The 15,221-nt window shown below is 70.7% G+C and carries 12 protein-coding genes; 11 read left to right on the forward strand and 1 reads right to left on the reverse strand.

Features of this window, described 5'->3' with window-relative positions:
* Positions 1-172: 172 nt before the first annotated feature.
* From uvrC to pgi, 11 genes are all read left to right on the forward strand, one after another.
* Positions 173-2,167 (forward strand): excinuclease ABC subunit UvrC, encoded by a 1,995-nt coding sequence (gene uvrC / locus ACFWP3_RS15520; protein WP_384220756.1) that lies wholly within the window; start codon positions 173-175, stop codon positions 2,165-2,167.
* A gap of 33 nt (positions 2,168-2,200) precedes the next feature.
* A complete protein-coding gene (rapZ, locus tag ACFWP3_RS15525; RefSeq protein ID WP_384220758.1) occupies positions 2,201-3,148 on the forward strand; it encodes an RNase adapter RapZ in 948 nt (315 codons plus the stop codon).
* On the forward strand, positions 3,145-4,200 hold the full coding sequence (yvcK, locus tag ACFWP3_RS15530) for a uridine diphosphate-N-acetylglucosamine-binding protein YvcK (protein WP_384220760.1): 1,056 nt from the start codon (positions 3,145-3,147) through the stop codon (positions 4,198-4,200). The genes rapZ and yvcK overlap by 4 nt, the downstream gene beginning before the upstream one ends.
* The gene (gene whiA, locus ACFWP3_RS15535) at positions 4,191-5,186 is read left to right on the forward strand and encodes a DNA-binding protein WhiA (protein WP_030009075.1); all 996 of its coding nucleotides are present in this window, start codon (positions 4,191-4,193) and stop codon (positions 5,184-5,186) included. Before yvcK ends, whiA begins: the two co-directional genes overlap by 10 nt.
* Before the next feature lie 157 nt (positions 5,187-5,343).
* Positions 5,344-8,316: a M14 family zinc carboxypeptidase gene (locus ACFWP3_RS15540; RefSeq protein WP_384220763.1), complete on the forward strand. Its 2,973-nt coding sequence runs from the start codon at positions 5,344-5,346 to the stop codon at positions 8,314-8,316.
* Positions 8,317-8,524: 208 nt separating this feature from the next.
* A complete protein-coding gene (gene gap / locus ACFWP3_RS15545) occupies positions 8,525-9,529 on the forward strand; it encodes a type I glyceraldehyde-3-phosphate dehydrogenase (protein ID WP_384220766.1) in 1,005 nt (334 codons plus the stop codon).
* Positions 9,530-9,669: 140 nt separating this feature from the next.
* The gene (locus ACFWP3_RS15550) at positions 9,670-10,881 is read left to right on the forward strand and encodes a phosphoglycerate kinase (protein WP_384220768.1); all 1,212 of its coding nucleotides are present in this window, start codon (positions 9,670-9,672) and stop codon (positions 10,879-10,881) included.
* A gap of 6 nt (positions 10,882-10,887) precedes the next feature.
* The gene (gene tpiA, locus ACFWP3_RS15555) at positions 10,888-11,676 is read left to right on the forward strand and encodes a triose-phosphate isomerase (protein ID WP_384220770.1); all 789 of its coding nucleotides are present in this window, start codon (positions 10,888-10,890) and stop codon (positions 11,674-11,676) included.
* A 141-nt stretch (positions 11,677-11,817) separates the two neighbouring features.
* A complete protein-coding gene (gene secG / locus ACFWP3_RS15560) occupies positions 11,818-12,048 on the forward strand; it encodes a preprotein translocase subunit SecG (RefSeq protein WP_362302417.1) in 231 nt (76 codons plus the stop codon).
* A gap of 258 nt (positions 12,049-12,306) precedes the next feature.
* A complete protein-coding gene (locus ACFWP3_RS15565; RefSeq protein WP_030197743.1) occupies positions 12,307-12,594 on the forward strand; it encodes an RNA polymerase-binding protein RbpA in 288 nt (95 codons plus the stop codon).
* Between the two features lie 152 nt (positions 12,595-12,746).
* On the forward strand, positions 12,747-14,402 hold the full coding sequence (gene pgi / locus ACFWP3_RS15570; RefSeq protein ID WP_384220907.1) for a glucose-6-phosphate isomerase: 1,656 nt from the start codon (positions 12,747-12,749) through the stop codon (positions 14,400-14,402).
* A 32-nt stretch (positions 14,403-14,434) separates the two neighbouring features.
* On the opposite strand, the gene pgl is transcribed toward pgi, so the two are convergent.
* Positions 14,435-15,214 carry a 6-phosphogluconolactonase gene (pgl, locus tag ACFWP3_RS15575; RefSeq protein WP_384220772.1) on the reverse strand — a complete coding sequence of 260 codons (780 nt, stop codon included), beginning with the start codon at positions 15,212-15,214 and terminating at the stop codon, positions 14,435-14,437.
* Positions 15,215-15,221: the final 7 nt, after the last annotated feature.

Here is a 15,221-nt window from a genome sequence, read left to right on the forward strand (position 1 = left end):
ACGGGGGGGCCCGCCCCGCCGGCCGGCCCCCCCACCCCCTGGGGCTCCGCCCCAGACCCCGCGCCTCAAACTCCCCCAGACTCCGTCCGGCGGGACCCCCAGGCGAGGCTGGATTCTGGCTGGTGCCGTCCGTCAAGCCGGGGTTGTCGGAGGGCGACAGTAGGGTGTTGGCATGGCCGACCCTTCCAGTTACCGACCCAAGCCGGGACAGGTCCCCGACTCCCCGGGGGTGTACCGGTTCCGTGACGAGCACCGGCGGGTGATCTACGTCGGGAAGGCCAAGAGCCTGCGCCAGCGCCTGGCCAGCTACTTCCAGGACATCGCCGGCCTGCACCCCCGTACCGCCACGATGGTGACCACGGCCGCCTCCGTCGAGTGGACCGTGGTGTCCACCGAGGTCGAGGCGCTCCAGCTGGAGTACTCCTGGATCAAGGAGTACGACCCGCGGTTCAACGTCAAGTACCGCGACGACAAGAGCTACCCCTCCCTGGCCGTGACGATGGACGAGGAGTACCCGCGGGTCCAGGTCATGCGCGGGCCCAAGAAGAAGGGCGTGCGCTACTTCGGTCCGTACGGCCACGCCTGGGCCATCCGCGAGACCGTCGACCTGATGCTCCGGGTGTTCCCGGTACGGACCTGCTCCGCGGGCGTGTTCAAGCGCTCCGCGCAGATCGGCCGACCCTGCCTGCTCGGCTACATCGGCAAGTGCTCCGCGCCCTGCGTCGGCCGCGTCACCCCCGAGGAGCACCGCGAACTGGCCGAGGACTTCTGCGACTTCATGGCCGGCCGCACCGGCACCTACCTCTCCCGCCTGGAGAAGGAGATGCACGAGGCGGCCGAGGAGATGGAGTACGAGAAGGCCGCCCGGCTCCGCGACGACATCGGGGCGCTGCGCCGGGCCATGGAGAAGAACGCCGTGGTGTTCACCGACGCCACCGACGCCGACCTCGTCGCGGTCGCCGAGGACGAGCTCGAGGCCGCCGTGCAGATCTTCCACGTGCGCGGCGGCCGGGTCCGCGGCCAGCGCGGCTGGGTCACCGACAAGGTCGAGGCCGTGGACACCGCCGGGCTCGTCGAGCACGCCCTCCAGCAGCTCTACGGGGAGGAGACCGGCGAGTCCGTCCCCAAGGAGGTGCTGGTCCCGGCGCTCCCCGAGGACGCGCCCGCCCTGAGCCAGTGGCTCGCCGAGCGGCGCGGGTCGAACGTCAGCCTGCGCATCCCGCAGCGCGGCGACAAGAAGGCCCTCATGGAGACCGTCCACCGCAACGCGCAGCAGTCCCTCGCCCTGCACAAGACCAAGCGCGCCAGCGACCTCACCACCCGCTCCCGGGCCCTGGAGGAGATCGCCGAGGCCCTGGAGCTGGACAGCGCCCCGCTGCGCATCGAGTGCTTCGACATCTCCCACCTCCAGGGCGACGACGTGGTGGCCTCGATGGTGGTCTTCGAGGACGGGCTCGCCCGCAAGAGCGAGTACCGGCGCTTCCAGATCAAATCCTTCGAGGGGCAGGACGACGTCCGCTCCATGCACGAGGTGGTCTCCCGCCGCTTCCGCCGCTACCTCCAGGAGAAGCTGAAGACCGGCGAGTGGGAGGCGGAGGAGGGCGAGGCGCCCGAGGACGACGGGCGGCCCAAGCGCTTCGCCTACCCGCCGCAGCTCGTCGTGGTCGACGGCGGGCAGCCGCAGGTCGCCGCGGCCAAGCGGGCCCTGGATGAGCTCGGCGTGGACGACGTGGCCGTGTGCGGGCTGGCCAAGCGGCTGGAGGAGGTCTGGCTGCCCGGGGAGGACGACCCGGTCGTGCTGCCCCGCACCAGCGAGGGGCTGTACCTGCTCCAGCGGGTGCGTGACGAAGCCCACCGCTTCGCCATCCAGTACCAGCGCAACAAACGCGGAAAGCGCCTGAAGGCGGGCCCGCTGGACGAGGTGCCCGGCCTCGGCGAGAGCCGCAGGCTCGCCCTGGTCAAGCACTTCGGTTCGGTGAAGAAGCTCCGACAGGCGACAATCGACCAGATCTGCGAGGTCCCGGGCATAGGCCGCAAGACGGCCGAGGCCGTGGCCGCGGCCCTCGCCGGCGCGGTCCCGGCCGGCCCTGCCGTCAACACGGCGACAGGAGAGATCATTGAGGATGAGAACCCCGCCCCCGCGGGTGGGGCCGGCTCCCAGCGGTAGCCGGGTGACATCGTCCGAACGGGGGACCGAGCAATGACCGAGCACGAGACCACGCACGACCGAGACGGAGCACAGGTGAGTACGGGCACGACAGTGGAGCCCGGCGAGACCGCCGAGGCGGCCATCCCCGAGCTGGTGATCATCTCCGGCATGTCCGGGGCCGGCCGCAGTACGGCGGCGAAGTGTCTGGAGGACCTCGGCTGGTTCGTCGTCGACAACCTGCCGCCCGCGCTGATCCCCACCATGGTGGAGCTCGGCGCCCGCTCCCAGGGCAACGTGGCGCGCATCGCCGTCGTCGTGGACGTCCGCGGCCGCCAGTTCTTCGACGCCCTGCGCGAATCCCTCGCCGACCTCGACAGCAAGGGCGTCACCCGCCGCATCGTCTTCCTGGAGTCCTCCGACGACGCGCTGGTCCGCCGCTTCGAGTCGGTCCGCCGCCCGCACCCGCTCCAGGGCGACGGGCGCATTACCGACGGCATCGCCGCCGAGCGCGACCTGCTGCGCGAGCTGCGCGGGGACGCCGACCTGGTGATCGACACCTCCAGCCTGAACGTGCACGAGCTGCGCGCCAAGATGGACGCCCAGTTCGCCGGGGACGAGGAGCCCGAGCTGCGGGCCACCGTCATGTCCTTCGGGTACAAGTACGGCCTGCCCGTCGACGCCGACCTCGTCGTCGACTGCCGGTTCATCCCCAACCCGCACTGGGTGCCCGAGCTGCGCCCGTTCACCGGGCTCAACGAGGAGGTGTCGGGGTACGTCTTCAGCCAGCCCGGCGTGAAGGAGTTCCTCGACCGCTACACCGAGCTGCTCCAGCTCATCGCCACCGGCTACCGCCGCGAGGGCAAGCGGTACGTGACCATCGCGGTCGGCTGCACGGGCGGCAAGCACCGCAGTGTGGCCGTGTCCGAGAAGCTCGCCGCCCGCCTCGCCTCCGAGGGAGTCGAGACCGTCGTCGTCCACCGGGACATGGGGCGCGAGTGACCGCACGGACCCCGCGGCTGAGCCGCCTGCGCCGCCTCACCCCGGGACGGGGCGAGGACGGTGCGGGACGCTCCGGCCGCCGGCGCGGCGCCACGCCCAAGGTGGTGGCCCTGGGCGGCGGCCAGGGTCTGTCGGCCTCCCTCGCCGCCCTGCGCCGCATCACCGGTGACCTCACCGCCGTGGTCACCGTCGCCGACGACGGCGGCTCCAGCGGCCGGCTCCGCGAGGAGCTCGGGGTGCTGCCGCCCGGCGACCTGCGCAAGGCGCTGGCCGCGCTGTGCGGGGACGACGACTGGGGTCAGACCTGGGCCCGGGTCATCCAGCACCGCTTCCAGTCCCAGGGCGACCTGCACGGTCACGCCGTCGGCAACCTGCTGATCGTCGCGCTGTGGGAACAGCTCGGCGACCCCGTCCAGGCTCTCGACCTGGTGGGCCGGCTGCTCGGCGCGCAGGGCCGGGTCCTGCCCATGTCGGCGGTGCCGCTGGAGCTCCAGGCCCTGGTCAAGGGGCACGATCCGGCCCGGCCCGAGGACGTGGACACCGTCCGCGGGCAGGCCACCGTCGCCCTGACCCCGGGCGAGGTGCACTCCGTACAGGTCGTGCCGGGGGACCCGCCGGCCGTACCGGAGGCCGTCGCGGCGGTCCTCGACGCGGACTGGGTGGTGCTGGGCCCGGGGTCCTGGTTCTCCTCCGTCATCCCGCACCTGCTGGTGCCGGAGCTGCTGGACGCGCTGGTCGAGACGAAGGCCCGCCGGGTGCTCTCGCTGAACCTCGCGCCGCAGCCCGGCGAAACAGAGGGCTTCTCTCCGCAGCGTCATTTGGAGGTTTTGGCCCGACACGCCCCTAAACTCGCCCTGGACGTGGTGCTGGCCGACGAGGCCGCCGTGCCCGACCGCGAGTCCCTCGCCGATGCCGCAAAACGGTTCGGTGCCGCGGTCGAGCTGGCGCCCGTGGCCAGGGAGGACGGGTCTCCGAAGCATGATCCGGAGCTGCTCGCCGCCGCGTACGACCGTATTTTTCGGATGCATGGAAGGATCGGCCCATGGCGATGACGCCCGCGGTGAAGGATGAGATCTCCCGCCTCCCCGTCACCCGGACCTGCTGCAGGAAGGCGGAGGTCTCGGCGATCCTTCGGTTCGCGGGCGGCCTGCACCTGGTGAGCGGCCGCATCGTCATCGAGGCGGAGCTCGACACCGGGATCGCCGCCAGACGGCTGCGCAAGGACATCCTCGAGATCTTCGGCCACTCCTCGGACCTGGTGGTGATGGCCCCCGGCGGACTGCGCCGCGGCAGCCGCTACGTGGTCCGGGTCGTGGCCGGGGGCGACCAGCTGGCGCGCCAGACCGGGCTCGTGGACGGCCGCGGCCGCCCCATCCGGGGTCTTCCCCCGCAGGTGGTCTCCGGGGCCACCTGTGACGCCGAGGCGGCCTGGCGCGGCGCCTTCCTGGCCCACGGCTCGCTCACCGAGCCGGGCCGGTCCTCCTCCCTGGAGGTCACCTGCCCCGGTCCGGAGGCCGCCCTGGCCCTGGTGGGCGCCGCCCGCAGGCTTTCCATCGCCGCCAAGGCGCGCGAGGTGCGCGGCGTCGACCGCGTCGTGGTCCGCGACGGCGACGCGATCGGCGCCCTGCTGACCCGGCTCGGCGCCCACGAATCGGTGCTGGCCTGGGAGGAGCGGCGGATGCGGCGCGAGGTGCGCGCCACCGCGAACCGCCTGGCCAACTTCGACGACGCCAACCTGCGCCGCTCGGCGCGGGCCGCCGTGGCCGCCGGAGCCCGGGTGCAGCGCGCGCTGGAGATCCTCGGCGAGGAGGTGCCCGAGCACCTCGCGGCGGCGGGCCGGCTGCGCATGGAGCACAAGCAGGCCTCCCTCGAGGAGCTGGGCGCGCTCGCCGACCCGCCGCTCACCAAGGACGCGGTCGCGGGCCGGATCCGGCGTCTGCTGGCGATGGCCGACAAGCGCGCCCAGGACCTCGGAATCCCGGGCACGGAGTCGAACCTCGATCTCAGCGAGGAGATGGCCGACAACATGGCGGGCTGACCGGGTCGGCTGACCTGCCGGTACCCGCTCTGGAGGGGGTCTGCACGATCACTCGTGCGGGCCCCCTTCGCGTACCAGGCCCCATTGACATGAGCATGGACTGGTCGTGAGCCTTTCGTCCGGACACTTTCGTGGCAGACGACGCCCTGGGGGGCATATGAGGCACCGAGCGAGATCGATCCTCGCCGCAAGCGCACTCGTCTTCGGCACCGCGCTCGCGGCGCTGCCCGCGTCGGCGCAGGCCCAGCCCGGCTCCGGCGCCGGATCCGGCGCCGCGTCCGACGCCGAGGTGCGGGTCTACGACGCCGACATCACCAAGGAGCAGGTCCCGCTGGTCCTCGCCGCCGGCCAGGACGCGCACGAGCTGGCCGAACGCGCGCCGGAGAGCGGAACCGCCAAGGTCGAGCTCTTCCTCACCGGCGAGCAGGCCGCGCAGCTCTCCGCGCAGGGCGTCAGGCTCGCCGAGCGCAAGGTCCCCGGCGAGGGACTCGCCCGCGCCCAGAAGGCCGACGGGGACGGGGTGTTCCGCCCGTACAGCGGCAAGGGCGGGCTCCAGGAGGAGATCCTGCGGACCGCCCAGCGGAACCCGGCCCTCACCAAGGTCGTCTCCATCGGCAAGACCGTCCAGGGCAAGGACATCCTCGCCCTCAAGGTCACCAAGAACGCCAGGAAGACCAAGGACGGCGGCAAGCCGGCCGTGCTCTACATGTCCAACCAGCACGCCCGCGAGTGGATCACCCCCGAGATGACCCGGCGGCTGATGCACCACACCCTCGACAACTACGGCAAGGACCAGCAGGTCACCAAGCTGGTCGACTCCACCGAGCTGTGGTTCCTGCTCTCGGCCAACCCCGACGGGTACGACTACACGCACGCGCCCGACGGCCGGCGGCTGTGGCGCAAGAACATGCGCGACAACAACGCCGACGGCAAGCACACCGCCGAGGACGGCGTCGACCTCAACCGCAACTTCTCCTACAAGTGGGGCTACGACAACGAAGGCTCCTCACCGAACCGGGCGAGCGAGACCTACCGCGGCCCCAAGGCCGGCTCCGAGCCCGAGACCGCCGCCCTCGACGCCTTCCAGAAGCGCATCGGCTTCGAGTACGCCATCAACTACCACTCCGCCGCCGAGCTGCTGCTCTACGGCGTGGGCTGGCAGGTGGCCACCCCCACCCCGGACGATGTCGCCTACCAGGCGCTCGCGGGCACCCCGGAGAACCCGGCCGTCCCGGGCTACTACCCGCAGGTGTCCTCCGAGCTCTACACCACCAATGGCGAGGCCGACGGCCACGCCTCGAACGTCAACGGCATCATGATGTTCACGCCGGAGATGACCACCTGCCAGACGGCCTCCGAGATCGACCCGAACGACCGGTGGAAGCCCGAGGACTGCGCCTCCGGCTTCAACTTCCCGGACGACGAGAAGCTCATCCAGGCGGAGTTCGCCAAGAACGTCCCCTTCGCCCTGTCGGTCGGCGAGAGCGCCGCCCACCCGGACCGTCCGGCGTCCGTCGTCGGCCTGAGCGCCGCCGACTTCACCCTGGACCCCTTCACCACCTCCTACGCGGCGCGCGGCGAGGACCAGACGGTCTCCGTCACGGCCCGCAAGGCGCTGAAGGACAAGGAGCTCAACTTCCGCGTCAACGGCGGCCGTACGCACGACGAGGACCTCAAGGCCTGGAAGGGCGGAGACGTCTACGGCGGCGAGGACAACAACTGGTTCGACGAGTACCGGGCCGAGGTGGACGGCACGAAGCCCGGTGACAAGGTCGAGGTCTGGTTCACCGGCCGCGACGGCTCCGGCCGGAAGGTCTCCAGCGAGCACTTCACGTACACCGTGGCCGAGCGGCCGCGCGCGGACGTGCTGGTGATCGCGGAGGAGGGCGCCAAGGCCCAGCACGCCGCGGGCTACGTCGACGCCCTGCGCGCCAACGGCAGGTCCGCGGCCGTCTGGGACGTGGCCGCCCAGGGGGCGCCGCACCACCTCGGAGTGCTCTCCCACTTCCGTACGGCCGTCCACTACACCGGGGCCAAGACCCCCGGCGGGGACACCCAGCTGGCGGTCCGCGACTTCCTCAACGAGGGCGGCAAGCTGATCGAGGCCGGTGAGCTGGCGGGCGGAAACGCCCAGGTCGGCCGCGCCGTGACCAACGACTTCAGCCAGTACTGGCTCGGCGCCTACGGACGTACGAGCGTCAGCGGCGCCACCGGCTTCACCGGAGCCGGCTTCCTGAGCGGCGCCAAGGGCGGCCTCGGCGACGCCGCGGGCAACCCGCTCAACGCCCCCGGCTCCTACACGGTGACCTCCGACACCCTGGCCCCCGCGCAGTTCCCGCAGTTCAAGAGCGCGCAGGCCGGCCAGTTCGGCGGGGTCGTCAACCCGTACGCCCCCTACGCCGGCAGCCAGATGGCCTCCGCCCTGCACGCGGACGACGACTGGAAGCGGCTGACCCGCACGATCGACCTCACCCAGGTCACCGCCGCGGACAGGCCGCAGCTGAAGCTCGCGATGAGCTGGAACGTGGAGGAGGGCTACGACCACGCCGCGCTGGAAGCCCGTACGGCCGGCGGGGACGACTGGACCACCCTGCCCGACGCGGGCGGCCTGAGCAGCACCACCGTTCCCGAGGAGTGCGGGGCCGGGTTCTTCGTGACCGGCCACCCCTTCCTGCGCCGCTACCTCACCCTCGAGGGCGGCGGCTGCACCGCGCACGGCACCAGCGGGGCGTGGAACAGCTTCACGGCGTCCTCGGGCGGTTGGAAGCAGGTCTCCTTCGACCTGAGCGCCTACGCGGGCAGGACCGTCGAGGTCTCGCTCTCCTACATCACCGACGGAGCCTCGGGCGGCCGCGGCGTCTTCGCGGACGAGGCCCGGCTGAACGTCGGCGGCACGGACCGGGCCGTCGAGGGCTTCGAGACCTCGTTCGGCGACTGGACCGCCCAGGGCGCACCTGCCGGAAGCCCTCAAGTTCCGGGCGATTGGTCCCGGTCGGGTGAGCTGTTCAAGTCCTATGCGGCGGTGACTACGCGTGACACCGTCCTGCTGGGCTTCGGCCTGGAGCACGTGCCGGCGGCGGCTGACCGCGCCGTACTCGTCGGTAAGGCCCTGCGGGCGCTGAACCGCTGATCAGCGCCCCTCCACGGACTCACGCTGCGTAACGGGGGAGAAAGTCCCCGAGGTCCCGTGCCGGGCAACCGGTACGGGGCCTCGGGGCGTGTCAGGCCCCGGCCGATGTCACTCAAAAGCTCACGGAGAGGTAGGGTCGTAAGCGGTCGGGGACATCCCATACAGCTCGCCGGCGCACTTACCGGCGCACCAACGAGGAGATCGGTTCGTGACGATCCGCGTAGGCATCAACGGTTTTGGCCGAATTGGCCGCAACTACTTCCGGGCGCTCCTGGAGCAGGGAGCGGACATCGAGATCGTCGGTGTCAACGACCTGACTGACAACGCCACCCTGGTGCACCTTCTCAAGTACGACACCATCCTGGGCCGCCTCAAGGCCGAGGTCTCCCACACCGCCGACACCATCACCGTCGGCGGCAACACCTTCAAGACCTTCGCCGAGCGCGACCCCGCGAACCTGCCCTGGGGCGAGCTGGGCGCCGACATCGTCATCGAGTCGACCGGCATCTTCACGAAGAAGGCCGACGCCGCCAAGCACATCGCGGCCGGCGCGAAGAAGGTCCTCATCTCGGCTCCGGCCAAGGACGAGGACATCACGATCGTGATGGGCGTCAACCAGGACAAGTACGACGCGGCCAACCACCACGTCATCTCCAACGCCTCCTGCACCACCAACTGCGTGGCGCCGATGGCCAAGGTTCTCCTGGAGAACTTCGGCATCGTCAAGGGCATGATGACCACGGTCCACGCGTACACGAACGACCAGCGCATCCTGGACTTCCCGCACTCGGACCTGCGCCGCGCCCGCGCCGCCGCCGAGAACATCATCCCGACCACCACCGGTGCCGCCAAGGCCACCGCGCTGGTGATCCCGGAGCTGGCGGGCAAGCTCGACGGCATCGCGATGCGCGTCCCGGTCCCCACCGGCTCCGTGACCGACCTGGTCATCGAGCTGGAGCGCGAGGCGACCAAGGACGAGGTCAACACCGCGTTCCAGAAGGCCGCCGAGGGCCAGCTGAAGGGCATCCTCGACTACACCGAGGACGCGATCGTCTCTTCCGACATCGTGAACTGGCCGGCGTCCTGCACCTTCGACTCCTCCCTGACCATGGTCCAGGGCAAGAACGTCAAGGTCATCGGCTGGTACGACAACGAGTGGGGCTACTCCAACCGTCTCGTGGACCTCACGGTCTTCGTCGGTGGCCAGCTCTGAGGTCACCCGGTTCTAAGGTAGGCACCACGATGTGAGCAACAGGGTCCGGGCTGCGCGACGAAGCGCCGCACGGGCCCTGTCGCTTGTCTCGTTCTCCCTTCCTCGCCCTTCGCGAGAAGGGCCCAAAGGAGTAGAAACACATGAAGACGATCGACGAACTGCTCGCCGAGGGCGTCAAGGGCAAGCGGGTCTTCGTCCGCGCCGACCTCAACGTCCCGCTGGACCAGGGCCGCATCACCGACGACGGCCGCATCCGCGCCGTCCAGCCCACGATCGCGAAGCTCGCCGCCTCCGGCGCCCGCGTCATCGTGGCCTCGCACCTGGGCCGCCCCAAGGGCGCCCCGGACCCGGCCTTCTCGCTCGCCCCGGCCGCCGCGCGCCTGGGCGAACTGCTCGGTGCGGACGTCGCGTTCGCCACCGACACCGTCGGCGCCTCCGCCAAGGAGACCGTCGCGGCCCTCACCGACGGCCAGGTGGCCGTCATCGAGAACCTGCGCTTCAACCCGGGTGAGACCGCGAAGGACGACGCCGAGCGCGGCGCCTTCGCCGACCGGCTCGCGGAGCTTGCCGACGTCTACGTCGGCGACGGCTTCGGCGCCGTCCACCGCAAGCACGCCTCGGTCTTCGACCTCCCGGCGCGCCTCCCGCACGCGGCCGGCTACCTCATCGCCACCGAGGTCGGCGTCCTGAAGAAGCTGACCGATGAGGTCAAGCGCCCCTACGTCGTGGTCCTCGGCGGTGCCAAGGTCTCCGACAAGCTCGCCGTCATCGACGAGCTGCTCGGCAAGGCCGACCGCATCCTCATCGGCGGCGGCATGGCCTACACCTTCCTCAAGGCCCTCGGCCACGAGGTCGGCATCTCCCTCCTCCAGGAGGACCAGATCCCGAAGGTGACCGAGTACATGCAGCGCGCGAAGGACACCGGCGTCGAGCTGGTCCTCCCGGTCGACGTGCTGGTCTCCAAGGACTTCCCCGACCTCAAGGGCAAGACCCCGGCCGACTTCGAGACCGTCGCCGCGGACAAGATCCCCGCGGACAAGGAGGGCCTGGACATCGGCCCCAAGACGCGCGAGCTGTACGCGTCGAAGATCGCCGATGCCGAGACCGTGTTCTGGAACGGCCCGGTCGGCGTCTTCGAGCACCCCGACTACGCGGGCGGCACCACCGCCATCGCGCAGGCCCTCGTCGACAGCAACGCCTTCACCGTGGTCGGCGGTGGCGACAGTGCCGCCGCGGTCCGCATCCTGGGCTTCGACGAGAATGCCTTCGGCCACATTTCCACCGGTGGCGGCGCTTCCCTCGAATACCTCGAGGGCAAGACGCTCCCCGGTCTCGCCGCCCTGGAGGGCTGACCCGTAATGACCGCAGTCGAAAACGGCCGTACCCCGCTGATGGCGGGCAACTGGAAGATGAACCTCAACCACCTCGAGGCCATCGCCCACGTCCAGAAGCTCGCCTTCGCACTCGCCGACAAGGACTACGACGCCGTCGAGGTCGCGGTCCTGCCGCCCTTCGTCGACCTCCGCTCGGTCCAGACCCTGGTCGACGGCGACAAGCTGAAGATCAAGTACGGCGCCCAGGACATCTCCGCGCAGGACTCCGGCGCCTACACCGGCGAGATCTCCGGCTCGATGCTCTCGAAGCTGAAGTGCACGTACGTGGCCGTCGGCCACAGCGAGCGCCGCCAGTACCACGCCGAGAGCGACGAGATCTGCAACGCCAAGGTCAAGGCCGCCTACCGGCACGGGATCACCCCGATCCTCTGCGTCGGCGAGGGCCTGGAGATCCGCAAGGCCGGCCAGCAGGTCCAGTACACGCTGGCCCAGGTCGACGGCGGCCTCAAGGACGTCCCGGCCGAGCAGGTCGAGTCCATCGTGATCGCGTACGAGCCCGTCTGGGCCATCGGCACCGGCGAGGTCGCCACCCCCGAGGACGCCCAGGAGGTCTGCGGGGCGATCCGCGGCCGGCTCGCGGAGCTGTACTCGCAGGAGCTGGCCGACAAGGTCCGCATCCAGTACGGCGGCTCGGTGAAGTCCGGCAACATCGCGGCGATCATGGCCCAGCCCGATGTCGACGGCGCCCTGATCGGCGGCGCGGCGCTGGACGCGGACGAGTTCGTCAAGATCGTCCGGTTCCGCGACCAGTAGACCGGCAGCGAGTATGCGGTAGGACGGATCCGTCGTACCCTTGCGGGGGCCAGCGGGCTGGACACAGCCACTGGCCCCCGCGCGCACATCCCGCACAGCCGGAAAGCCAGAAAAGCCAGAAAGTAGGAATCAGCCGTGATTATGGGGTTCTCGATCGCCCTGATCGTCTTCAGCGGCCTGCTGATGCTGCTCGTGCTGATGCACAAGGGCAAGGGCGGCGGCCTTTCCGACATGTTCGGCGGCGGTATGCAGTCGTCGGTCGGCGGCTCCTCCGTCGCGGAGCGCAACCTGGACCGCATCACCGTCGTGGTCGGTCTGCTGTGGTTCGCCTGCATCCTCGCGCTCGGCCTCCTGATGAAGTCGAGCGGCTGACCGTTCTGGCCATCCGGCAGTCCGGTCGGCGGAGCCCGGCCTATCATGAGGTCCTGCACCCTGGTTTCGGAACGAGTTATTCTGCTCCCCGCACCTGACGGGGATGATCCCTCCGCGCACTGAACGTGAGTTGGGGCTTTCCGTACCCGGGGTGCCTTGAGCAGACATATCTCATGCTTGGCGGCACCATCACGCAGGGGAGTTACGACCGTGGCAAGTGGCAACGCGATCCGTGGTAGCCGGGTCGGAGCGGGGCCGATGGGTGAGGCCGAGCGCGGCGAGTCCGCGCCCCGCCTGCGCATCTCCTTCTGGTGCTCGAACGGGCACGAGACGCAGCCGAGCTTCGCCAGCGACGCACAGGTGCCGGACACCTGGGACTGCCCGCGCTGCGGGTTCCCGGCCGGCCAGGACCGGGACAACCCGCCCGCGCCGCCGCGCACCGAGCCGTACAAGACGCACCTGGCGTACGTACGGGAGCGGCGCACGGACGCCGACGGCGAGGCCATCCTCGCCGAGGCCCTCGCCAAGCTCCGCGGCGAGATCTGAACGACGCGCAAGACATGTGACATGAGGCCCGGCCCCGTTGGAGACATCTCCGGCGGGGCCGGGCCTCTTTGTGTGCGTTGGTCCGCTTCGAATCCCTTAAGTTGGAGATCGGCGGGGCACGACAGGACGGAAGAAGTGGGTTGATGTCCGAGATGAACGCAGACAGCCGTACGAAGCTCAACCGGATGCCTGAGTGGCTGGCACTCGGCAAGCACCGGGAGGAGTTCGGCCAGACGCATCTGCGGGAGCTGTTCGAGGAGAATCCGGGCCGGGGCGCCGGCTACACCCTGCGGGTGGGTGACCTGCACATCGACTACTCGAAGCACCTCGTGACGGACGAGACGCTGACGCTGCTGCGCGAACTGGCCGCGGCGACGGGCGTGGCCGGGCTGCGCGAGGCGATGTTCCGCGGCGAGAAGATCAACACGACCGAGGACCGGGCGGTCCTGCACACCGCCCTGCGCGCGCCCGCGGACGCCGTCGTCGAGGTCGACGGCGAGGACGTCGTCCCCGCGGTGCACGCCGTCCTGGACAAGATGGCGGACTTCTCCGGCCGGGTCAGGTCGGGGGAGTGGACCGGTTCCACCGGAAAGCGCATCAGGAACGTCGTCAACATCGGCATCGGCGGCTCCGACCTGGGTCCGGCGATGGCCTACGAGGCCCTGCGGGCCTTCACGGACCGCGGTCTGACGGTGCGCTTCGTGTCCAACGTGGACGGCGCGGACCTGCACGAGGCGGTGCACGGCCTGGACCCGGCCGAGACGCTGTTCATCATCGCCTCCAAGACCTTCACGACCATCGAGACCATCACCAACGCGACCTCGGCGCGCGAGTGGCTGCTGGCGGGGCTGGGCGGCGACCAGGGGGCCGTGGCACGGCACTTCGTGGCGCTGTCCACCAACGCCGAGAAGGTCACGGAGTTCGGCATCGATCCGGCCAACATGTTCGAGTTCTGGGACTGGGTCGGCGGCCGGTACTCCTTCGACTCGGCCATCGGGCTCTCGCTGATGATCGCGATCGGCCCGGACGCCTTCCGCGAGATGCTCGGCGGCTTCCACGCCATGGACACGCACTTCCGGACCGCGCCGCCCGAGGAGAACGCCCCGCTGCTGCTCGGGCTGTTGGGCATCTGGTACGGGGCGTTTTTCGACGCCCAGTCGCACGCGGTGCTCCCGTACAGCCACTACCTCTCCCGGTTCACCGCCTACTTGCAGCAGCTGGACATGGAGTCCAACGGCAAGTCGGTGGACCGCGACGGCAATCCGGTGGAGTGGCAGACCGGTCCGGTGGTGTGGGGCACGCCCGGCACCAACGGGCAGCACGCCTACTACCAGCTGATCCACCAGGGCACGAAGCTGATCCCCGCGGACTTCATCGGCTTCGCCCGGCCGGTGGCGGAGCTGGAGCCCTCCTTCGCGGCCCAGCACGACCTGCTGATGGCGAACTTCTTCGCGCAGACCCAGGCGCTGGCCTTCGGCAAGACGGCGCAGGAGGTGCGGGCGGAGGGCGCGCCCGAGTCGCTGGTCCCGCACAAGACGTTCCACGGCAACCACCCGACGACCACCATCCTGGCGCCCGAGCTGACCCCGGCGGTGCTGGGACAGCTGATCGCCCTGTACGAGCACAAGGTGTTCGTACAGGGCGCGGTGTGGAACATCGACTCGTTCGACCAGTGGGGCGTGGAGCTCGGAAAGGTCCTCGCCAAGCGGGTCGAGCCCGCCCTGACGCAGGGCGCGGACGTGCCGGGTCTGGACGCCTCGACCAAGGCCCTGGTGGCCGCCTACCGCGAGCTGCGCGGGCGCGGCTGACCGCCGAGTACGGGGTGTGCCCGCCGGCCCGCTCAGGAGGCGGGCGGGTACATCCCGGACGGCAGGTGCGCGGCGGCCGCGCGGTCCAGGAGCCACAGGGTGCGGGAACGGCCGTAGGCCGCCGCCGCCGGGGCCTGGACCCCGCCGGCGCCGCCCAGGGCGATGGACACGGCACGGGCCTTGTCCTCGCCCGCCGCGAGCAGCCAGACCTCGCGGGCCGCGCGGATCGCCGGGAGGGTGAGCGAGATCCGGGTGGGCGGGGGCTTCGGGGCGCCGTGCACCCCGACCACCGTGCGCTCGGTCTCGCGGGTCGCCGGGTGCTCCGGGAAGAGCGAGGCCACGTGGGTGTCGGGGCCCACGCCCAGCATCAGCACGTCGAAGGTGGGGACCGGGCCGTGGTCCTCCGGGCCGGCCGCCTTGGCCAGCTCGGCGGCGTACGAAGCGGCCGCCGCGTCCACGTCGGCCCCGTACGGGCCGTCCGAGGCGGGCATGACGTGCACGCGGGCGGGGTCCACCGGGACGGAGTCCAGCAGGGCCTCGCGGGCCTGGGTGTGGTTGCGCTCGGGGTCGTCGGCGGGGACGTAGCGCTCGTCGCCCCACCACAGGTCCAGCCGGGACCAGTCGACGGCGTCCTTGGCCGGGGCGGCGGCCAGGGCCGCGAGCAGGCCGTTGCCGTTGCGGCCGCCGGTGAGGACCACGGAGGCCGTGCCGCGGGCCGTCTGCGCGTCCACGATCTTGGTGATGAGCCGGGCCGCCGTGGCCTGGGCCATCAGTTCCTTGTCCCGGTGGACGACGACCTGGGGAGTCGTCATACCCATG

Origin of the sequence: Streptomyces sp. NPDC058525 (genome assembly GCF_042719495.1) — a bacterium.
In the GTDB taxonomy this organism is placed as follows: domain Bacteria; phylum Actinomycetota; class Actinomycetes; order Streptomycetales; family Streptomycetaceae; genus Streptomyces.